Origin of the sequence: Paenibacillus sp. 7523-1 (assembly GCF_002276415.1) — a bacterium.
Classification (GTDB): domain Bacteria; phylum Bacillota; class Bacilli; order Paenibacillales; family Paenibacillaceae; genus Paenibacillus; species Paenibacillus illinoisensis_A.
This window is the reverse complement of the sequence record NZ_NPBR01000004.1, coordinates 190,448-213,226: the sequence shown is the minus strand read 5'-3', so window position 1 is coordinate 213,226 and position 22,779 is coordinate 190,448. Positions and strand designations below refer to the sequence as shown.

General features: G+C 47.6%; 10 protein-coding genes. 1 reads left to right on the top strand and 9 read right to left on the bottom strand.

Annotated features, from left to right (window positions below; genetic code table 11):
* Positions 1–158: 158 nt before the first annotated feature.
* From CHH60_RS02845 to CHH60_RS02830, 4 genes are all read right to left on the bottom strand, one after another.
* Positions 159–7,475 (bottom strand): DUF5695 domain-containing protein, encoded by a 7,317-nt coding sequence (locus tag CHH60_RS02845; RefSeq protein WP_176475955.1) that lies wholly within the window; start codon positions 7,473–7,475, stop codon positions 159–161.
* Positions 7,476–7,793: 318 nt separating this feature from the next.
* The gene (locus CHH60_RS02840) at positions 7,794–8,648 is read right to left on the bottom strand and encodes a carbohydrate ABC transporter permease (protein ID WP_095357815.1); all 855 of its coding nucleotides are present in this window, start codon (positions 8,646–8,648) and stop codon (positions 7,794–7,796) included.
* Between the two features lie 4 nt (positions 8,649–8,652).
* On the bottom strand, positions 8,653–9,525 hold the full coding sequence (locus CHH60_RS02835) for a carbohydrate ABC transporter permease (RefSeq protein WP_095357814.1): 873 nt from the start codon (positions 9,523–9,525) through the stop codon (positions 8,653–8,655).
* Positions 9,526–9,651: 126 nt separating this feature from the next.
* On the bottom strand, positions 9,652–10,962 hold the full coding sequence (locus tag CHH60_RS02830; protein ID WP_095357813.1) for an ABC transporter substrate-binding protein: 1,311 nt from the start codon (positions 10,960–10,962) through the stop codon (positions 9,652–9,654).
* Positions 10,963–11,084: 122 nt separating this feature from the next.
* Here CHH60_RS02830 and CHH60_RS02825 point away from each other — a divergent pair, with 122 nt between their 5' ends.
* The gene (locus CHH60_RS02825; RefSeq protein WP_255247794.1) at positions 11,085–12,029 is read left to right on the top strand and encodes a helix-turn-helix transcriptional regulator; all 945 of its coding nucleotides are present in this window, start codon (positions 11,085–11,087) and stop codon (positions 12,027–12,029) included.
* 133 nt (positions 12,030–12,162) lie between these two features.
* Here CHH60_RS02825 and CHH60_RS30155 read toward each other — a convergent pair whose 3' ends face one another.
* The 5 genes from CHH60_RS30155 to CHH60_RS02805 form a co-directional block, all read right to left on the bottom strand.
* Positions 12,163–12,297 carry a hypothetical protein gene (locus tag CHH60_RS30155; RefSeq protein WP_255247793.1) on the bottom strand — a complete coding sequence of 45 codons (135 nt, stop codon included), beginning with the start codon at positions 12,295–12,297 and terminating at the stop codon, positions 12,163–12,165.
* Positions 12,298–12,323: 26 nt separating this feature from the next.
* Positions 12,324–14,306, bottom strand: coding sequence for a glycoside hydrolase family 127 protein (locus tag CHH60_RS02820; protein WP_095357811.1), 1,983 nt, complete (start codon positions 14,304–14,306; stop codon positions 12,324–12,326).
* 246 nt (positions 14,307–14,552) lie between these two features.
* Positions 14,553–20,894 carry an S-layer homology domain-containing protein gene (locus CHH60_RS02815; protein ID WP_095357810.1) on the bottom strand — a complete coding sequence of 2,114 codons (6,342 nt, stop codon included), beginning with the start codon at positions 20,892–20,894 and terminating at the stop codon, positions 14,553–14,555.
* Between the two features lie 18 nt (positions 20,895–20,912).
* Complete coding sequence (locus CHH60_RS02810; RefSeq protein ID WP_095357809.1) at positions 20,913–21,794, bottom strand: carbohydrate ABC transporter permease; 882 nt, start codon at positions 21,792–21,794, stop codon at positions 20,913–20,915.
* Positions 21,794–22,771 carry a carbohydrate ABC transporter permease gene (locus tag CHH60_RS02805; RefSeq protein ID WP_176475954.1) on the bottom strand — a complete coding sequence of 326 codons (978 nt, stop codon included), beginning with the start codon at positions 22,769–22,771 and terminating at the stop codon, positions 21,794–21,796. Before CHH60_RS02805 ends, CHH60_RS02810 begins: the two co-directional genes overlap by 1 nt.
* Positions 22,772–22,779: the final 8 nt, after the last annotated feature.

The window sequence follows — 22,779 nt, the reverse complement described above, 5'->3', positions numbered from 1 at the left end:
GAAAGTCAGTTAATATGAGCACATATTATATATTTCAATAATAAAGTTTATACAGTTTTTTATATTAACATTGGGCTCCGCATCATGCTTGAAGCATTACCTGAAAAAGAAACCGACCTTGGTCCTGCATAAAACAGGATCAAGGTCGGTTTCTTTGATTATAGCTGCAAGAAAATCTTATACAGAACCTGAGCAGCCTCTGCTCTGGTTGTCGTTCCGTCGGGACTCAAGATGACATTGCTTTGCCCGTTTATGAAACCCATTTTAACCATTGCAGCCATGTCATCAACTGCGTACTTTGCTACATTTGCCGCATCTGTGAATCTCTTGAGATCCTCAGCTGTGCGGGTCTGCTCGGATTTGCCCACTGCCCGCAAAGCCCGCATGGTCAGCACAGCCAAATCTTGTCTAGCAATTTCCGTTTCCGGATAGAAGCTACCGTTCGAGCCCAGGGCGATCCCGAGTGCTTTGGCGATTCCGATTTCCTCATAATAGAGGTCTGTTTGCTTCATATCACTGAAGGTGGTGTTGAACTCTGCTTTGAGATCCAGTGTCCTTACCAACCAAGCTAGATACTCACCTCTTGTAACCTTCTGCCCGGGACTAAAGCTTGTTGCTGATGTCCCGTCGATGAATCCTTTGGACGCCATGGTTTCAACCGCTGGTGCGTACCACGAATCCTTGATGACATCATTGAAGAACTTCTTCGTATAAAGAACTGCATATTGACCTGTGTTTGCCGCTGGAAAAACCATGGCTTGTAGAGCACTGTCGTATTTGCCGTTCAGTAGCTGAACAAATGTACTATTTGCAGCCACGTACGAAACGGTAAGGTATTTTGAATTGGCCAATTCTTCAACATCAGGAGTATAAGGCAGTCTGATTTCGGCCGGTTCATTCAAGGCTACCACCTCTTCGCCATCTAATAGAACAGTGAATGCAATAATAGGTCTGCTGGTTGTTACGGATTTTACATCTGAATGAAGCTTTACAGTATCTAACCGGCTCAGTGACAGTTCCACATTTTTGGCACCTGATACATACTTCAGCAAATTAGAAGGTACTGCAACGGTTCCAAATTCCGTATTAATCTCGATCATGATGTTGGCATGCGCTGCGGTTAGTGCAGTTGCAGGAAGCTCAACCGCATAGGAATTGGCTCCCTCTGCTTTCGGAATGTCCACCATGATTTTTTTAATATTACTGCTATTCGCCTTTACATGCTCCAGAGCCTTATTTAGATCTTCCTGCCGGATGGGTGCTCCTTTAGCTTTACCGGTTTTGGGATCCGTCTTTGATGCCACAATCTTAATTAAATTCCCTTCGACTTTGATGTTTTCAGGAGCCGGTGAAGGTGTGGTCACTGACACAGGTGCATCCGTTGACGGCGGTGTTTCCGTAGGCTTCGGATTGATGACTGGATTGCTGATAACGACAGTAAGGGATTGGCTCGCATAATGAGTTGCCGTTTCTTTATATTTTACTTCGTAGATTCCGTTACCAAGACCTGTAACCTCTGTGCCTGTGATCGCATTCCAGCTGCCAGCGTCCACTCCCACTTGCCGGTATTCCATTACAGGACTTACACCAATGATCTTGCCATCCTTGGCCCCAGCTGAACTGACATTTACAGCCTTGACCTCTGCACTGATAGGAGGACTTTGCTCCTGCTTGGTTCCGTCAGGCACAACGATCAGGATAGCAGGACTTGGATTGCTCAAATCTGTTCCGGCGTACCGGAGCTCGTAGCTGCCGGCCTCTAGGCCTTCAATGCTGGTTCCACTAACCGGCATGTAACTACCATGATCCGCCTTCCGGTACTCCATTTCGGCAGTCACATTTTCAATTCTGCCATCATTCCCGCCTGCTGCTGTAGGCGGTGTAATGACGAGTCCTTCCGCTGTTGGTGCCTCTCTGTCTGCCTTGGCTTCATTGCGAATGTCCACGGTTACCGGCGGACTTGCCTTTAGGCTGTCTGTGGCTGCATACCGGATCTGATAGCTGCCAGGCTCCAGATCGTTGATACTTGAACCTGTAACAGGCGTGTAGTCCTCTTCGCCCAGCTTCCGGTATTCCATCGTATCATTCAAGCCCTCAATTATGCCTTTTATGTCGGTATCCGAATTGGCGTGTGAGATTACCCACCCACTCGCATCGGGTGCAGCCTGCTCCTGGGCCTGCCCTTCCGGAATAACGACTTCCTTATCCAGGCTGGCGCTCAGCGAACCGGTCTTCATATACCGGACATAATATTTACCGGCGGTGAGACCTGTGACCTCAATTCCTGCAATTGCAATATATTCTTCTTCGCCTTCCTTCTTATACTCCATTTCTGTTGTCACACCGATCAGTTTGCCGTCATCTCCATCAGGAATGGACGGTGCCACACCAGCCGGTGTTACTGGAGCCTCACGATCAGGACTGGATATGGCCTGGTGAACTTCCCATTCCCATAGGCCTACACCGTTATCTCCTGCCCGCGATTGCTTGGTCAGGGTTACTCGCACTGCCTTTACATTCAGCACCGAGTCAAACGTGTACGGATTGGAGGATTCCGCTGGAGTATGTTCAACCACTTTGATTCCCTCCGTAACCGTTCCCGCTGTTACCCATTCATCAGTTGCGCTATCCGCCGGGATGTAGGAATATACAAATTGGGTAGGCGGCTTGATTCCGCCGCCATCTGACCACAGCACCAGATTCGAACTCCGGATAGATGCACCCTGCGGCCATTCATATTGTACCCACTCCTCTGCGCCCTCATGGCCCCAGGTTCCCCAGTGCGAGATGTTGTTGCTATCCTTCCTTCCGTCATTCACTGCCGCCAGACTCTCCCAAGGTGAGGTGTAGCTGGAAGAAGCATTCGCGAGGAAAGCCATATTGCCGTCATTCGGACTCAGCAGACGCAAATCCGTCAGCAACTTCTCGAGCGCCAGAGCAATTTCCTCGTCTGTGGCATTCATATTCTTGATCACAGCAGATGCTTCTGTCTTCGCCGCTTCGATTGGCGCAAGACCTGAATCTGCAAGGTTCGAAGCATTTAATGTATTTACATAGTTATAGACCTTGATCAGTTCTGTCTTATCTACCGCTCCGGTATAGCCGTATACCTTCCATTCCAGAATACCACTGCCATTAACGGAAGGCTTCATGTCCATACGAACACCTGTAATATAGGCGGGCTCAAAGGTCGTTGTATTGTATTTATTAAGTTCATTGCCCAATCCCTTAATGTCCCGCGGGGTGTACCATTTCCCATCTTCGCCGCGAAGCATAAGCTGCATATCCTTCGGACGGAAGTTCCCGCCGTTGTCTTGAAATACATATATATCCATGGATGAGGCCAGGAATGGCTGATCCCATTCATACGTCACCCATGCAGGATCTCCTTCTCTACCCCAGTTATGCCATGCACTGTTGGGGGCACCTCGGTTCGGAGAGAAATCTGCCGAGCTTTTAGGTTCAATGCCGTTATTCATCGCTTCAGGATAACCGTCGCCACCAGAGAAGCTAGCGGAAGCCTTGGCTGTCAGCGCCGCATTTTGCAGCTCAGTATTCACGACATGTACGGTAGCCCATACTTCCAAAGCACTACCATTGACCTTTCCTCTGGCTTCAAATTGACCTACACTAGCATAGAAGCTTGGATCAATAGCATCCCAAGTGATTTCCTGCTCTAGATACCCTGCCTCTGACAAAATATAGATTTGGCTAGGAAGTTCTGGTTCAATATCCTTCTTGGTGACAACGCTGAGTGCCCGGTAAACGTCAACGGTATCTTCCTTGATCTCTATCGTTACATCTTTGCTGGACTTCTTATCTCCATCTGCCGCACTGAAGGTAAACGTGTAGGCGCCTGCCTTGCTAACACGCGCATAGGCCACTGCTTTGTCATCATCCACAAATGAAATGTCCGCTGAACCTTCAGGCTTTTGCTTGACGGCCCAAGTGTACTTCAACTGGGGTTCTTCTGCCTCGCTATGCACAGGGTCAGGAATGGCTTCCCCGGACAATACCACGATACTGTTATTGGCAACATCCTGAACCGCAGTCACTTGACCAATAGCTGGAGGCTGTTTCTCCGGTGGTGAAGCAAGCTCGAAAGTCGCCTGGCTGGAGCCAGTCAGTTGTCCATCACTTGCACTAAGCTTAACCGTATATGAGCCTGCTTTGGTACCCGTAGCCTGTGTAATGCTTGCTTTCGGATGAGTAAAGGTTAGCTTGCCGCCTTCCGGGGCGCTGACCACTTCCCATTGGTAAGACAGAGTCCCTTCCGGCGCGCCATCATCGGTTACAATCCCATTCAGCATCAATGGAATCAACGCCTGTGGATGTTGTGTCGCCAGCTCAACAGTAATTTGCGGAGCTTCATTTTCACCGCCGGCTGACTTTTCAATGATTAATTCAGCACGCTGTACGCTACCCATCTGAAACATGGCAACGCCTTCATTGTTCTGAACATAGAACTGTCCGGCAGCTGCACCATTCAGCTTCATGGTATAGTATCCATTCTCCATCCCTACTCCATCGAACAATATCCGTGAAGTATGCTCTTTCCCTGATGGATTCAGGAGCTGAAGTGCAAAACCCTTACCATCTTTTTGAATTTGAGCGCTTTCTACTTTATCGCTTTCTAGCTCCAAATAGATTTTCTCATCGATCAGATTGATCCGTTTGCCGAAACCGTCTTTCGGCGTGATGTTGTAGCTATCTCCTTCGTCAGTTACCAACGCTCCATAACCGAACAGCCCGAATATCGGATCTGTAGCTATATCGGAGCTGATGCTGAGAAGGGAACCATAGAGGCCTTCTTCCGATTCGCCCGAAAAATCATTCCAGCCGTTACTCATGACGCGTGAGCCGCCATCGTATACGTCCTTCGTACCTGTGCCTCCTTTATACATCGAATATCTCCAAGAGGTGCTGCCAACTGAATTAGCCGAAATCTGTCCCATATTGACGGCGTTAAAGTTCGAAATCTTCGCGGCATAATTGCGCTGCTGTGCAATTGCCTTCTGCTCCACCGATCTGCCATCATTCTCATACCTAAGCCAGTCATCCATAATGTATCCTGCTAAAGACGCAGTATATTGGAAATTCCACCAGCCTTCACCGCCGCGGAAAACGGGCACGGAATAATGGAACCAGGTAGGCTGAATTCCGCGCATGGCACGTGTTTTCCAATCGGCCATTTCCATACTTCTCTCAGCTGCACCTGTAAGTGCGTCTGTAGGATAGTAGGTGCGCAGCGCCTTCGCTGCTGCATAAGCCCCTTCTTCGCCAGTATTATCATATTCAAATTCCGAGCCGTAAGGATAAGATGCTCTTGTCATATTCCGTCCCTTGTCGAGAGCGAATTTCTTCTGCAGATTGGCTGACTCGGTCTGCATTCCCTCTTCCTTCAGTGCTTCAATCATATCCGGGATTTGCTGCTCGCCATAGAACCCAATGGCTTCGGTGGAAACACGCTTATCGTAGATGTTATATGCTTTTTCCAGATAAAACTGAGGCGATTCCCGGTACTCGATCAGATTAGGATAAGCCTTCTGAATCCGGTACATGTTGAAAAATCCGGTAGCTTCCATGATTTCGGAGAAGGTACGTGTATAAGGTTTATCTTTGTCGGTGTACGCTCCAGAGTCTTTTAGCCAGTTCGCAACGATGTAGCTATCCTGAGTATTCTTCATGTATCGTTCCCACATGAAGTCGATCAGGTATGTCTCGATAGAGCGAATTTCATCGGGACTTGGAGCCAGATAGTTCTTCATCGTCATGAAGTTGATGTTGTCATGGCTCCAGTCATCCCCCCAATGGCTTGTGTTGAGATCCATGCCGCTTGTAAGATACCAGTCGAAATAGTTACCATAAGTTGGACTTTCCGGATTCTTATCCTGAGTTTGCTGGACCATAAATTCGGAATGGGCATCCGAGATTGCATCCAGCTCGGCCAGAACATTGAATTCAAATTGAGTAAATTTATCCACCCATTCGTTGCCGTCCTTCAGCTTATATTCGATACGCACACTGTTATTGCCGATCGAATCAAACTGAAGCGAATAGATATGATGCTGTTCACCATTTACGATCTTGGTCTCCACAAACTCAACCGATTCGTTGTAGCCAGGGTTCCCGTCAGGCAGTCCACGTCCGGCCCGCGAGTTGTCAACCATTTCCTTTCTGCTCTTCCCAGGCTTGATATCCGGAATATGCGCTTCGTCGAACGGATCATTCTCTGCCACATTTTGAATATCGATGGATTGTACATCAACGATACTGTCGTCGTAGTGCAAGCCTAGCTTGACAGGCATATTGATCGCTGTCTGGAAGCCCGGCACCGCTACGGCATCAATTATGCCTGATTTATATAGGATGGACCGGAGATTGGCTTCACGGTCTTCCATCGAGGTCGAACTGTTATTTGGGCTTTCGGCACTTTCCTGCGGCGTGTTGTCTCCTCCACGGACTGCTGAGAATTTGAACTTATACGTCTTGGACTCATCCGGTCCTAATACGAGGCTGGAAGCATCGGTAAAGTATCCGCGTCCCGTTTTTTGGATATCTTTGGAATGGATATAGAGTACGTTCAGCCCCGGATACCAGCCGCCACTGTCTCCTGTCCAGTTTTTAAAGGTGTCTGCAGCACGCCGCTCTCCTGCTTCATGCATCCAATAATCCACATACTCGATTCGAGCGCCGCTCTCCGGCACCGGAGTGAAGAGCATAAAGTTCCCCTCACCACTGGTGCGGATGGCATAAGAATATCCACTGTCAGCACCTGCGAAATTATGCACCGTCACACGGTCATCATAGGTATCGGATAAGGTCTGGTATTTGTTGTTCCAAGGCATCGGTAAGCCGATATCCCCGAATTCGATATACTGATTACTTTTGTTCTTCACCGTAATTTCCCAAAGCATTGAACCGTCATCGGTCTCCATATCAAAAACGGATTTCACATCGAAGCCCTTCATTACCCGCGGGTCTGTAGAATTTAGGTTCTGTCCAATAAAGTTAACTTCTACCTTCTTGCCGTCTGCTGATGAGGTCTTGTTCATATAGGGGTTATCCGGATTAATGGTCGAAACTTGTGTAGATCCCCCGGCAGCCAATGTTTTATTGGTATCAACTTCTACAAAGCCGTCCCTGTTGTCAGGGAATTGTCCATTGGCGCCTGTACGGTAAGAGAAAATCATTTCACCTATCCACTGGTGCTCGGTACCATTCTGCGGCGATGTCGTGTTAGGTAGGACGAAATTAATTGGCTTCCCTTGTTTATTCGTAGGATTGTTGTTGATAAAAAGCTCTTCAATCTGGCCTAAATCACCGACTTTGGCCGACAGGCTGGCATTGGAGATATCGGTTCCTACTGCAGCCGCCGTGACCTCAGGCAATGCGCTAACCTGCAACGGTAGACTTGGGATAGCCAGGAGCAGCGCGATCATCAGCGGCTTCCACTTCTTCGAAATCATTGTCATTATAACCTCCTGTATACATGTGTTCATATCCATTAAAGGTTTAATTCTCTTATACCGGTAAGTATAGTTTCTTCTACGTAATACCTTTGACCGATCCATCGAAAATGACATTCATGCTTTCGTCTAAAGTAGAATCTCTTAGTCGTTTGTTATGATAATCGAATCTTATAACCGTTACTCCACATACGCGGAGCTTACATCAATTAGCATCCCTTCAGATGACGATTGAATGCCCCCATCCCCTAGTTATGAAGTAGAGTCAATAAATACATGAATAAACCTTGAGACATCCATTTCGTCAAATAGAGGGAGTTTGATTTAACCTTTCACCCCGCCAACCGTGAGACCAGAGATAAAGTAGCGCTGAAAGAAAAGAAACAGAATCAAGATGGGTACAATGGCAAGCACAGCTCCTGAGATCAGTTCCTCATAATGATTGCCCAATGGAGATACGAAGGAAGCCAGCCCAATCGGCAGAGTAAACTGTTCCGTTGTTCGCAGCACAATGAGTGGCCAAAGAAAATTATTCCAGCTGTTCATCGCCTGCAAGATGGCAATTGCCCCAAATGCCGGAGCCATCAGCGGCACCATGATGCGGAAGAAGATGCCAGACTCGGTACAGCCGTCAATTCTGCCTGCATCCATAAAATCCTTGGGCAAACCCTGAGCGAATTGTCTGAAGAAGAAGATCGGCAAAGGCGCCACCACAAAAGGCAGAATAACGCCCCACACTGTATTGATCAGTTTCAGTTTAATCGTCAATTCATAGAGCGGCAGGATAATAATTTCCATGGGTATCATCATCACAACCAGGACGAGGGTGAAGATTAGATTCTGTCCTCTGAACCGGTACACGCCCAGTCCGTAACCGACCATGGACGAAAACAAGAGGCTCAGTACTGTGAACAACGCGGTGATGACTAGACTGTTTTTGTACCACGTGAAATAGTGGCCTGCCGCTCCCGATCCGGCAAAAATTGTCTTATAATTGTCCAGGCTCATTAAGGCCCAGTCCCAACGAACGTTGAGGCCATACCGGAATAGTTCGGCAGCAGGCTTCAGTGAAGCAAGCATCAGCGCATAGAGTGGAAATAACATCAAAACAGCCAAAGCCGCGAACAACACCAGTAACAGCACAGAAGCAGCATTAATTTTATTTTTTCGTGTCTCCATCGTGCTACTCCTCCTTCCTGAACATGCCCAGCACGGTAAGCTGAAGCATACTGATCAGGAGTGTGATTACCAGCAATGTGATGCCGATGGCTGCACCGAATCCGAGATTAAAATATTGGAATCCCTGCTGATAGATATAACCTACCATCGTCAGTCCGATATTTTGCGGAGAGGGTTTGCCTGCCCACAGCATGTAGCTCTCCGTGAACATCGAATACCCGCCATACAGCGTAATCGTAATCACATAGATGGTAATTGGCTTAAGCATGGGCACCGTAATACTCGTGAATTTCCTCATCACTCCAGCACCATCAATATCTGCGGCCTCATACAGATCCTTGGGAATGCTCTGCAGCGCGGAGAGAAAGTACAGCATGTTAATGCCCATCCAGCGCCAGCCTGCAAGTACGACCAGTGCAACCATGGCCAGTGATGAACTGTATAACCACTGTTGGCTTGGAATGCCAAAGACGCTCAGGATGGAATTCATCAGTGCTCCGTCGAGTTCTCCGAAGATGAGCCGGAATACAACCCCAGCTACAACAACCGAAGTTAGTGCAGGAATAAACAGGGCCGAGCGAAACAAGTTCCGCGCCATCATGCGACTGGAATTGAGCAATACGGCAAGCACCATGGGTACTGGAACCAACAGAAGCAGCGTCCAAAAGGTATAACGCGTGCTATTCCACAATGCAGCCCGAAAGTCGGCGTTCCAGAGTTTACTGTAATGCTCCAGCCCCACAAACTGAACATCGCCAGGAAGAACCTGCTGAAAGCTCATCATGCCGGCTCGAAACAACGGATAAGCGAAAAAAATGAGAAATGACAAGATAAACGGCAACACAAACCCATACGGAGCCCATGTTCTGGAATTCATTCTGATGCTCCTGCGCCTGTTGGCGCGTACAGATGCTGTTGTTTCCTTTTGAAGATGCAATGTGACCAACCCCCAACTTGGAATAAGCTATATCTTCTTTATTAAATACGATCCCAACAACACCGTTTACCGAGTCAATTCTGCCTGCACGTCATTCAACACTTGTTCCGGATCCTTCAGATTAATGAATATCTCTGGCATTGCTTTATTACGCACCGCATCGAATACTTCAGGCGACTTCTCCCGAATGTGGACTGGAGCAATCTCATCCTTCACCTCTAGTAGGGTGTCGAAAATATCATCACCGAAATAATCCGTGTATTTGTTCGACGCTTTCATGGCTGCATCGGTCCATACATCTGTGCGAATCGGGTCAAATCCAAGCTGCTTCCAGATCTGAATGTTACCTTCTTTGGACAGTTTGGCATAAGCGAGAAATCGCTCGGCGAGTTCAATCGAAGCGGACTGGTTGGTTATGGACGTTGCTGTACCTCCCATGCCTGCGGAACGGTTCCCCCCCTCTTCCCAGGCTGGCATTGGGCGAATGACCATCTTGCCCTTGAGATCCGGAATGTGATCGGTGAACCGGTTCATGAACCAGAACGGCATAAATACCGATGCTGCACTCCCCTTATCCATATATCCGAAGTATTCTTCTGTGTCATGCCCCGCACCGGGCGCGACAGCAGCAACCCCTTCTTGAACCATGTTCTGAAAGAACTTCATCGTATCAATATTGATGGGTGCGTTCACTGTTACGTTGCCATCGGCATCCACCTGATCCGACTTCTGCTGGCTAATGGCCGGCCACCAGGACCAGTTCCCGTTCCCTTCAAACGTAATCATGGGTTTACCGGTCTTCTCAAGCACCTGTTTCCCCGCCTGCTCGAAATCACTCCATGTCTTGATATCATCTGCGCTAACACCCGCTTGATCCAGAATGTCCCGGTTGTAATACATGACGGTTGCCCCCACATGATAATCGATACCGTAGTATTTACCTTCCTTGCTGTAGATTTCCACCCGGGATTGCACAATGTTATTCAGTTCGGGCTGAATCAAGTCCGTAAGATCCACCAGCTGTGGTACACCTTTCATAAAATTGGGGAACTTGCTTTGCTCGATATCAACCAGATCCGGTGCGCCCACACCGGATTGCAAGGCAAGCAACAGCTTGGTATGCATATCGTCATATGGAATCGTCGTTGCTTCGAGTTCAATCTGTTGATCCGGATACTCCTGATTCCACTGCTCTGCCATACTCTCATAAAACTTCTGATGGGCATCCACAAAAGTCCAAAAGACCAGTTTAGTCACTCCTCCATTTCCTTCCTCTTCAGATGTCCCGCCTGATGCTTCCTTTGTGGTACTGCAACCACTTAGAGCCATTACCACCACAAAAAGACATACCCCTAACCATACCTGCATTTTCTTCATGTTCAATCCCCTTTCCAAGGTTGTAATCCTGAATCCGTTTAAGGATAGAAAACCCAATTACGTAAGCGCTTTATTTTTCATGATACTTGCTCTATCATAAATAATAAATAATCAATGCCAACATGAATTTTAAATATTTCAACCTGTTCGGAGGTGCTAGATTGGACTCGCCCATCATTCATTTCATAACACCACCCATCCCCTATTTTATTGATTGCGGACGTGCTTATTACGAAGAAGGTGAATATCACATCAGCCGCAGTGACATCGGTGTCTTTGATCTAATTGTCGTTACACGCGGTTCGCTCGCCATTAGCGAGAACGGGAAAGAATGGCGTCTGAACCAAGGAGAAGCGCTGATCCTTAAGCCGGATGGACACCATTACGGCAGTGCAGCCTGTAAGGTGGAAACGGAAATGATCTGGATTCATTTCCAAACTTATGGCAGCTGGAGAGAGTCTGCCAACATGGACGAATGCCTCGCCAATCAAGCCGAACTAATCGAGACACATAAGGTGAGCGCGTATCTGAACCACTGTGATGTCTGTTCCATCTTCATCCCGAAACATATGCACATTACACCCAAAAACCTGGAGCTACTGGAGCATTTCTCTCAGCTTGATCAGGAGCCTCAATCCATGCGTAATTGGAAACGACAGGCGACCTTCCAGGAATTTATGCAGCATATGGACCTTGGGCTCTCCTCACTGACTGATGTTGCCGCCATCCGGATTGCCGAGAAAATTGAACTCTACATCCGCCACAATTACCGTCTACCCATCTCTAATTCCTTGCTTCAAGAGGAACTCAATTATCATCCAAACTATCTGGCACGCAGCATGCTGAAAGTGTATGGCATGACGCCCATGGAATATCTGTTGCATTACAGAATCGACCAGGCCAAAAAGCTCCTGCTGCAAACCGCCTGGCCCGTTGCTCGCATCGCCGAAGAGATCGGCTTTAATCATGTATCCTACTTCTCTTCCTGTTTCTCCAAAAAAGAGGGCATCTCTCCTTCCAACTTTCGCAGCAAGTTCACCAACACCGAAAATAAACCGTCTCACTAAGAACCAACACCCTGAAAAATAAAAAGCGTCCGCTCACCTTAGATCGCGTTATCCTATAACGCGCATCCCGGGCCTATTGGACGCTTTCCCTTGTTGTTCTCCCCTTACTGAAGAAGCACTGACGCATTTAAACCTAAGCTTCACCTTCGCCTTGCCCTGCTTTTGGTTCCTGTTCCGCAGGATGGGCAATCGTCACTGTAGCAACAACTTTAGCTCGTTCACTTCCGCTGTTTCTTGAACGGTGAAAATACCATTTACTCTCGCTCAACATCTTCTCTCCTGATAGACATCCCCTTATTTGCACTCTCGAATCCAAACGCTCATTTCCCCTTCATCCCGATTGGCCCAAGTGAAGTATGGAATGAACCGAAGCTCGGCAGGCTGTGTATCCCAGTGGACATCACTGCGATACAGATGTATTCCCCAGTCTTCATGAGATACAATTCGCTGCCCAATCGTTGTAAGTGCCGGAACCCCCAGAGGCATCCCTTCCCCGCTACCGATTTGAATTTCCGCATCCCGGGGCAGCTGAATGCGATGCAATCCGCGGCCATTGTCGACTTCTTCGAGACAGTACATAAACGGTCCCCGCTGGATGGCTACTTTCCCGAAAGTGGCTTTGATGTTGTCATGCCCTTTCATCCGCAGCAGTTCCATAGGGAAGTGAAGCTTAATCTCATCACCAGCTCTCCACGTACGGTTCACCTTTATGTAACCGCATTCAAAAGTGAATTCATCCTGTTTGGTTTTCTCCCCATTAATCCACAGCTCGGGAATGTTGCACCAGTCCGGATTTCTCAGAGCTATCGTAAACTGCATTCCCTCCGGGGAATCGGGTCGAACAATCAGCTTCACTTCTCCGGTGGATGTATAATCAGAGTCCATGAAGAGGGCTGCTCTTCTCCCCTGAAGTGTGAATTCCCCTTCTCCGCCGATGTACAATTGCACATATAACGTAGCTTGTTCCTCAACTGGGGTATACACATATTGATCCAATGAGGCAAGTAATCGTGCAATGTTCGGCGGACAGCAGGCACAGCCAAACCACCCTTGCCGGCGTGTTCGTACGTGGGCATAATTAGGATTCACACGTTGAATCTCCGGATCGACTTCAAGCGGATTCACATAGAAGAAGCGTTGCCCGTCGAGGGACATTCCACTAATCACCGTATTGTACAAGGCTCGCTCCATAACATCTGCGTATCTGCTATCCTGCTCCATCTGCAGCATGCGCTTCGCCCAAAAGATCAGGCCAATCGAGGCGCAAGTCTCTGCGTATGCGGTATCTCCCGGCAGATCATAATCGCCTGTTAATGCCTCTTCTTTGGCTGATGAACCAATGCTTCCCGTGATGTACATTCGCTTGCTTATGGTGCTGCTCCACAACCGTTCACAGGCTTCTTTTAGCGGGATATCCCCGGTCTCAGCAGCTACATCGGCCATAGCCGCACACATGTACACCAATCGAACCGCATGGCCTTCTGCAGTCGACTGCTCCCTAATGGGCAGATGGGACTGAGAGTAAGTGTGTCGGTGAACCATGTCCAACTCGCCAAAATGTTTGGTACGACCCCTTTGTTCCCATTCCTCTACAAAAAAGTGTGGACTTGCTCCCCGCTGATCCAGAAAATAACGGCTCAGTTCCAGATATTTCTTTTCCTTTGTCGTCTCATATAATTTGAAGAGTGCAAGTTCAATCTCCTGATGCCCATCATAACCTGGCAATTGTCCTGGCCCTGTACCAAACACGGTGTTTATATGGTCCGCCAGACGAATAACCACATCCAGCAGCACGCGTTTGCCCGTGGCATGATAATACGCCACACCAGCCTCAATCATATGTCCTGCACAATAAAGTTCATGACATTCGGCGAGGTTCGTCCAGCGCGCCCCAGGTTCACGCAGGGTGAAGTACGTGTTCAAATAACCGTCGGCTTGCTGTGCCCGAGCTATGGTCTCAATAACGGAATCCACGAGGACTTCCAGTTCCGGGTGGGGCTTCGCCGAGAGCAGGTACGAAGCTGCTTCAATCCATTTCGCCACATCACTATCCTGAAATACCATGCCAAAATGAACGCCCTCTTCCTCCCCAGCAGCAATGCGGAAATTCCGAATAGCCCGGCTTGGTTCAGCGCCTTCGATACGGTCATTGAGCGCCTCCCATTGATAAGGAACAACCACGTTGCGGACCAGTTCAATATAATGCGACCAGAATGGATCATTGATTGTATGGCTATACACTGGATATGGATGGTGTGGTACATCTGGTTTTGTCATGTGAACCTCTCCTTGTTCTATTTAATATCCTTATTTTACTAATAATTACATCAGGACGAAATCATCATTTCCAACTAAAATTTATATGATTACAACTTTGTACGATCGCCTTCCTTGTTCTACTTAATATCCTTATTTTCCAAATAATTACATGTAGGCGAAGATAGAGTTAATAATGGTTGCCCCTCAAAAATATGTTGGGCAACCATTATTTTTGTCACATGTTGATGTTGGAGTTGTCCTGATTTACTTTTCTAGGTTTGTAAGCAATCGGTAAATAACCGTCACCGCTTGCGCACGTGTGGTCTGGCCATTAGGGATAAAGCGGCCATCCGGCATGCCTGTAATTAAACCACCCTTGCGAACAGCCTCTACTGCTGATGATGATTCAGAAGAAAGATTCTCCAAATCAACAAACTTCGCAGAACCATCCTCCTCTTCGGTTGATAATGTAACATTTAAATTACCTGCAAGCCGATAAATCATTACAGCCATTTCCTCACGGGTAATGGGTTCATTGGGACCAAAAGTGCCATTTGCTTTGCCTTTGACAATGCCCAGCTTATGAGCACTTGCGATTGGTATGCTATACCAGGTCCCTTCTTTGACATCACTAAATGATGGTTTTGCTGATTCATCCAACAGATCGAATGAGTTCATCAACGTTTTGAGGAATTCTGCACGGGTTACTTGAGATGTTGGATTAAATTCTCCAGCTCCCGTTCCCTCAATAGCTCCTCTTGCTGCAAGTGCTTCAATACCTTCCAGAGCCCAGTTCACATTGTTCAAGTCCTTAAAGGCAATGTTTACGCCAAGTACTCCGAACATGCCGTTCTGCTCCATGTTAAACTCAAACATTTTTGTAGATTCATCATATCTACTGCCGACAATAGCGTGGGCCACTCCGGCATCGTTCAGCGTGAAGGCCACAACCTGATGACCTTTTATCCCTTCCTTCAACTGATAAGGCATGGCTAGTCTAAGTCCTTTTCCATGTAGTTCTTTAGAAGATATACTTTTCCCATCTGCATTCACCGTGATGTTGCTGACCAAGTCTGCTTCTAGAAGTTTTCCAGCTTGTTTTGGCAACTGGCTTGGTTCGACGGCTTCAAAGACCACTCCCAGATTAGAGATGTCCCTAATCGCAGTTAGGAATTGATGAGGTATCGTCAACACGGTTGATCCCGTTTCAATTTTTACACTGGTTAAAGACTTCGTAGTACTAAGCGTCTTCCATGGAAGCAAGGCTTCGACTTGTTGTATTTCCGAATCCTTTTGGATGACAATGGTTAACTTTCCGTCCTTCATATCCTCCAGCGCTGCTTGCATATCGCTGTCTCTGAGTTGAACTTTGACCTTACCATCTTTGCCGGTGGCAGCTGCTTTCACTTCGATTCTGCCTTGGCTCACGGTAACTGGCGCAAGCTCTTTCGGATCTGTAGGTGTAGGAGCTGGCGCTGGAACTGGTGTTGGAGCCGATGGTGATGGGCTTGGAGTCGGTGTAGGTGTCGGCAACAGTTTTAATCCCGCAATAGCAGAATCCAGCGCAATAACCGCAGCATCAATGTCAGCCTGTGAAGCGGACCCGCTCGTCAACAACTGCTCGGCAGTGGAGATCTTTTCCGTTAAGTTCTGCCAGCTTGCCGCCGTGTATCGTTCTTGATTCAATGCCCTTACTTCATTCAGCTTTGCTTGAAGCGCAGCTGTATTCACTGGCGGATTTTCTGTAACCTTCAGGACAGTGTACGTCTTCGTCGTGATTTGATCAGAACCTGTTAACGTCACTTTGTATCCTGTCTTCAAATCAATGGCCGACGTCAATCCATCAGATTCGTAAACCGCAAATGTCACACTTGCGGGAACGTTTATGCCCGTTTTAAGTTCCTCCAGCGTTGTCGCTTCAGGAATAACAATTTCCTTGGCCAACTGATCCACAGAACCGCCCGGAATGTTGATCCCTATAATCGTTACATTGTGTTCTTCTACGGGCTCAAGGGCTTCAAAAGCTTCCAGCAACGCTTTGTACGCTGAATCGATATCTCCTTCGGTCGAAGCGTTATTATTGTACACTTCACTAGCTAACTGCAAAGCTGTTTGCAACGTTTGCCATTGTTCTGGTGTGCCAACATAGTTCTCTTCGTTCACGGAAGGATCTGATGCAGCATCAATGGCCGCTTTTAAGCGGGACTTATCATATTTGACATAAATACGAAGGCTTGCTCTTAGGTCGGTTCCTTCCACACTGCCAAGCACAACAAAATCAGTTGCAATGGATAGCTTATTTTCGGGGATCTCATCCCACACGACATTAGCTAATCCCTTCGTTTTGTCTTCAAAGGTCACGGTGACTTGTGAAGGCAACTCCGGCATGACGTTGATGGTCGTATTAACTGATGCTGGCTCAATGGCTGTTATCGGACCATGGTCCGTTTGAGGTGGTTCTTCCCCTTCAGGTTTCGCCGATATAGCACGCCATTCTTTTAAACCTGTGTATACCGAACTGCTTTGGTTTTTCATCGTTAAACGTAATTTGTCGGTCGTGACTTCATTAAAGGTGACTTGGTTGAATTTGCCCTTTTCCATTTTCTTTTCACTAAGTCCGCTAACCGCCACGTACTCGCCCGTCTCCTGATCCCAATATTCAAAGTCGTAATCGGCTGGAACCTGTACTCCGCCTCCATCATCATAAAAGTATATGGAACTGCCAGACAGGGTCACAGGCGTTTTCCAGGTATACTCCACCCAATGACTCTGGTTAGGTGATCCCCAGTTTCCATACTGCGTTTCGATCTCTGGGTTGCCGATGCTTCCAGGAACTAAAGGAATATACCCGTCATTCACCGAGTTCAAAGATTCCCATGCCGATGTATAAGAAGCACTCGGCGTAGCCAACAGTGCAGCATTGCGGTAACGAAGACTCTCCTCAGCTACGCGAACTCGATTCGTCATGGACTGCACGTCATCCAGCGAATAATCATCTCTAGCAAGCAGTTCCTTGGCCTCAGTCAATGCTGCTTGCAACGTCTGCCACGACTCCGGCGTGAAGTCATCTGCATTGCGGACAAGTTTGCCCTGCGGCGATACCCGGTCTGCAAACTTGGCAATGACATTAGATAATTCGGCCGTAGCTACGTATACCGTGATGGGCACTTCTACCTTCGTGACTTCTTCCCCATCACTAACGCTCAGCTCGTAGACGTATTCGCCTACCGCGCCAAATGTCACATTCAATGTGGCCTGATCCAGTGCCTCAGCCTGCACTGCACCAGCGTCGCCTGATACTAGATTCCATGCATACGTCAAACGCCCGCTTGGCAGACCATCATCTGTAATTACTGGCGCCAACTTTAATGGAGCTCCTTGCTCCACGTTCACCGGCAGGTCTAGTTGCACTTTTGGTGCAAGGTTTTCCGAAGGTGTAACGTTCAGGTCGTTATTGTAGATTTGAATCTCCTTAATTCCTGTTGAATAGGCCGATGCATGCGTAAAATGCACTCGGATAGCCTTTGTGTTCACCGCACTGAATTCAACATTATTGTAATTCGCGGCCACATAATTCGGATAACGGAATTGCCCTTCTACAGGCTTCCATGTGGTGCCGTCCGCATCCAAGTATTCCACACCAAATGTTTGTGGAGCTGCATAGCCGTTTGGCCGCCGGTCATTATAGAAGTACACTTTTACGTTATCCACCGTTTGGACTCCACCAAATTGAAACGTAACTGAATCTGATGGATTCGGCGATCCGCCGAACAACGCAGTATTCGAGGTATGGGTAATGGACGCAATCGTAGACCCGTCTGCCAGTCTGTTGACGTTGGAATTACTATTGATATAGCTGGATTCAACCGTAGTACCAGCTGTCGTTGCCAGGTTTACGCCGCTGTGCTCCACATCAACTCCTGCTTTATTGAACATGTCAACTGCTTTTTCATTGCCTGCAAGTGAAGTATCGTCTGCCGAAGCCAAATTAACTGCACGACCAATTTCATAAATAACGTTGGTGTTTGTGTTGTCTCCAACCGCCCCTGGTACGTCTCCGTCCGGTTTTTCTACCTTGCCCGTGGCTGTATCAAAAATGATATGCGACATTTCGTCCGTCGTCATGACACGTTCGCCATTGATGAACAATGAGTATCCCACAGGGATATCCTTGTAATATGGATTGCTATCGGTATACTTGGCCGGGTCTTGCCACACAATGGACAGATTGGCATCATGGTAACGCACATTGTCCACAGCGAAATGGTCATATTGAATATCGAGTGGCCATAGCTCGACTTTATCGTCCGCTCTTGGCTGAAGGCCAGCCATATCTTCCATAACGGAATAATTCATCATGCCCAGCGTATCGTGGTGAATCCAGGCACGAACCATCTTCCCACTTGGGTTAGGCGGATTTTGCGGTGTCCAAGGCGTACCAAAGAAATAATCCTCCAGCCAGAAAAACTCATTGGAATCCAGGTGGTCGGTATTGCCTGGTTCAACCGTATGTAACCAAGCGCCCCAGTCAAACAATGTTTTGTAGGTGTCGGTGTTGATATTCTCCACCGGATAATGACGTAAGGAAGCACGAATTGTATTGATGTAATTTCCAAAGTTGCACCAAGCGAACTGATCCGTTCCGAACGCGCTGGTCTCTCCATTCTGGAATGCTTCCACACGTTTCATGATACTGTGCTGATCTGCCGTAAAGAATGGGAAAATCGGATAATAGTTTGGATCACCGTAATCGGATAACTGGGTTAAGTACTTGGATTTGTATCCTGCCTCCCCTTCTTTCGGCACTACACCGAAGTTAAACACAAACATATTGTTGTCACGCCATGGATTGAATACGTCTTGTTGGTTGATGACTTTTTTGTGCAAAAAGCTGCCTTCGCCGTTCGTATCAACTTCGCCATCTCCGTCAAAATCCGCTTCGTCGTACCACATGTTGTTCAGAATGGCGGTTCGAATTCGCTGTGCCACTTCTTCCATGCGCTTCGCGTTTGCGTCATCCCCAAGTTGTTCATACATTTGCTGGGTGGCTACTGCGTTTGCATATGCTGTAGAAGAACCGTCCAAACGCGCATAGTTTCCGTTTCCTTTCCAGTGCATGGACACTGTGTCCCCATCATTGCCGGTAATTGGTCCGTGATTGTAATAAACCAGATCAGGATTGGTTCCCCGGAAATGATTCAGTGTGCCCGTCACATCGCTTGCTGAGAAATCAGCGAATTTTTTCAACACCTTTTCTCCGCCACCATAAATCTTGTACGCTTCCCAACCCACTTGCGAGGTATTTTGCATCATGTCCCATGTCCAGATATTTGGTCTCCCCGGATTATTTTTGTAATTGGCGTTTTCAGAATACTCGCCTTGGGCAAGCCAAGTCCCGTAAGCATAAGATGGATCTCGCAGCCACTTCAAATCTTGCAACACCCACGGAACACTAACTGTGATGCCGTTGTTATAACCCAGCACCCCTTCCATGTTCATCGGGAATTGCCAGTCGTTTCCGGGAATGTTGGCTTCCAGCAAGTTGAAGCGATTGGACCACCAACGGTAATACAGAACCTTCTTCACATTTTCGTCTGGAATATCGATGTAGGGGATATTTTGTGCCCACCATTCGTTATACTCCTTCACCTGATCATTGAAAGCCTTTTCATTATTACTTGCTTTAAATTCAGCATACTGCGTTTTCGATGCTGGGATTTCTTCGGCCAACCACCCCATGACCACTTTCTCATCCACCGATGTGCCTGCAGGAACCGTAATCTCTTTGACCAAATCATTGCCAACAGGCATCATGCCATCTCCGCTGAGATGAACATCAACATGGGACATCGCTTCAACATACTCTTCTCCGGCGCGGCCAACCATGATTGGAGCAGCCACTCGTTTACCGATCAATTCATCTCCCTCGGCTTCGGTTACAAATGGAGATTTGACGGTCATGGTTAGCGTAATTGGCGAATTACCGTTATTGGTTAACTTCAGTAGAGTAACTGCAGTGTTAGAGGATGTAATAAATTTGCGCTGGCTGATGTCGAGCCCGCCACTTTTGTAGGTCTGATCAGCATGGCTAGGGTAGTTTTTACGAGCAGCCTTGTCTTCCATAACGGCACCCGTAGAAAGTGTAATGTTGTACATCGTATCCTTGTTCAGGGTATCCGCATAATGTACGGTCCCGACAAAGCCGAGCTGCCGGTTATTCTGCGTTTTCATATACAGCGCGCTTCCCCGGCTGAACAGCGTGTTGGCACTGCCATCATCGTTGTTGTCGTCTGGGATGACACCCTCGTTAACCAGCAACTTATCGAGCCATGGCAAGTCGGCATGATCTGTAGCGAACTGGTCAAAATCAAAATCTTCGATCGCTTTCATCATTTGACCGACAGTTTCCTGACTGAAATCCACAGGCTCGCTTACGATCTGATTGTTCTTCCACGTTGCATCACCATACTCGGTACCTACGCCTTCATGAACAAAGTCTGTCGTATAGTTCGCCGATGCAGGTATGATGCCTGTATTCAAGGTTACGACGGTGGCCAAAGCGGCCACCCACATTTTTGTTGCCCATTTCCTCTTCTTTTTCGCCATTGCTTTGTCTCCTCCTTATTAACCTTTAATTCCCGTCAACGTAATGCCTTCTACAAAATATTTGTTGCCGATCAGGAAAAACACCAGGCAGGGAAGTGTTACGATGAGTGCAAGCGCCATGACCTGCTCATAGTTTGGAATACGCATTCCGTTCACCATGTACAAGCCCATAGGCAAGGTATAATCAGCCTCTGTTTTCAGATAAATCATGGTATAGAAAAATTCATTCCAACAGTTAATGAAACTGAATAGGGCAACAACGATCATGGCAGGGCGAATGAGAGGCAGCATGATCCGATAATAGATGCGGAAATAACCTGCGCCGTCAATTTTGGCCGCCTCACTCAGTTCAGCAGGGATTGTCATAAAAAATTGTCTGAGCAGAAAAACGAAATATGCATTGCCGCCTGCGCAAAAAAAGGCTGGAATAATTAGGGCAGGTTTGCCTGCGAGCCCAAGCGATGTATATAACGAAAATTGTGGAAGCAGTGTAACCGCACTAGGCAGCATCATACTGCTGATAACCAGCACAAACCAGGCGCCGCGCATGGGGAATCGCAATTTGGCGAATGCGTATGCTGCAAAGCTGGTCGTGATGACGGTGCCAATAACATACGGAACGACGATGGAAACCGAATTCCATAGCTGCCGCCAGAACTGAATCCGTTCCAGTCCTAGCCTGAAATTCTCAAACCCAAGCTCCTTTGGGAAAAATACAGGCGGTCTGGCCAATATTTCCGAATGACTCACCATTGCGCCGCGTAACAGCCAGTACAATGGAAAAGCAAAAATGAATGCAAGCAGGAGAGATAACACAATCAAACCGAAATGAATTGCTCTTCTTCGGTTTTTAGCCTGCTTGATGCTCGTATATTTCATCGGTGCAGGTGCCGTCTCCATTATCTCACCCACTTTCGTTTGCCCATGGAATCATCACGTTTGAGCGCGCCTTGAAAGTAAAACAACACGCCCGTTATCACCAAAGTAATCAGAAATACGATCCAAGCCTCGGCTGATGCCAAACCTCGCATGCCAACTTGCACAAAGGAATGGTCATAGATCATGACGTTGATAAAGTATGTCATTCGGTCAGGCGCGCCATTTCTTGATAACACTACGCTTTGGGTGTAGATCTGGATTGACGTCATCATACACATGATAAGCTGAAAAAAGAGTACGGGTTTAATCGTTGGATAAGTTACCTTCAAAAACTTATGCCAGGCGTTGCCTCCGTCCATCTCTACAGCTTCCAGCAATTCACCAGGCACGTCCTGCAACGTTGCGATAAATACAACAATCGTCCCGCCGCATGTCCATAGACTCATGATAAACAAGGTGTAAAAGATCCGAAGTGGGTCGTTGAGAAAGTCCCATGGTGCAATGCCCATTTGTAGTAGAACCCAATTGATGAGCCCGCCTTTGGCCTGATTTTGCAATAGCATCTGCCATACGATCGTCGTCGCGAGCATCGGTATGACAGATGGCAGAAAGAAGATAGCTCTTAGCAAATTTCTCCCAATAAACTTACGGTTCAACAGCAAAGCAACGATCAGGCAGAACACGATAACGAGCGTAACGTTGACAAAGGCGTAAACCAGCGTAACTGTAATCGATTTTTTAAATTCAGAGCTTGGATTGCTGAAAATATACCTGAAGTTATCTAGCCCAATCCATTCCATGACCTGACTGCCGCTCATAATCGTAATTTTATGAAAACTGTAATATAAACTGGCGAGCATGGGGTACATCGTCAGCACCAAAAATCCGATGATGGCTGGGGCAGCAAAAAGATATCCGGCAATGGCCTCTTTGGTGGCGCCTTTTGCAATTTTTCTGGCAGGAACGGTTTCCGAACCGATTTTGCGTTCTGGATTCATAAGCATAG

Excerpts from the sequence above, each read along its gene's own strand:
- CHH60_RS02845 (WP_176475955.1), bottom strand. The coding sequence starts at position 7,475 with ATGACAATGATTTCGAAGAAGTGGAAGCCGCTGATGATCGCGCTGCTC.
- CHH60_RS02840 (WP_095357815.1), bottom strand. The coding sequence starts at position 8,648 with ATGGAGACACGAAAAAATAAAATTAATGCTGCTTCTGTGCTGTTACTG.
- CHH60_RS02835 (WP_095357814.1), bottom strand. The coding sequence starts at position 9,525 with ATGAATTCCAGAACATGGGCTCCGTATGGGTTTGTGTTGCCGTTTATC.
- CHH60_RS02830 (WP_095357813.1), bottom strand. The coding sequence starts at position 10,962 with ATGAAGAAAATGCAGGTATGGTTAGGGGTATGTCTTTTTGTGGTGGTA.
- CHH60_RS02825 (WP_255247794.1), top strand. The coding sequence starts at position 11,085 with ATGAATTTTAAATATTTCAACCTGTTCGGAGGTGCTAGATTGGACTCG.
- CHH60_RS02820 (WP_095357811.1), bottom strand. The coding sequence starts at position 14,306 with ATGACAAAACCAGATGTACCACACCATCCATATCCAGTGTATAGCCAT.
- CHH60_RS02815 (WP_095357810.1), bottom strand. The coding sequence starts at position 20,894 with ATGGCGAAAAAGAAGAGGAAATGGGCAACAAAAATGTGGGTGGCCGCT.
- CHH60_RS02810 (WP_095357809.1), bottom strand. The coding sequence starts at position 21,794 with ATGGAGACGGCACCTGCACCGATGAAATATACGAGCATCAAGCAGGCT.
- CHH60_RS02805 (WP_176475954.1), bottom strand. The coding sequence starts at position 22,771 with ATGAATCCAGAACGCAAAATCGGTTCGGAAACCGTTCCTGCCAGAAAA.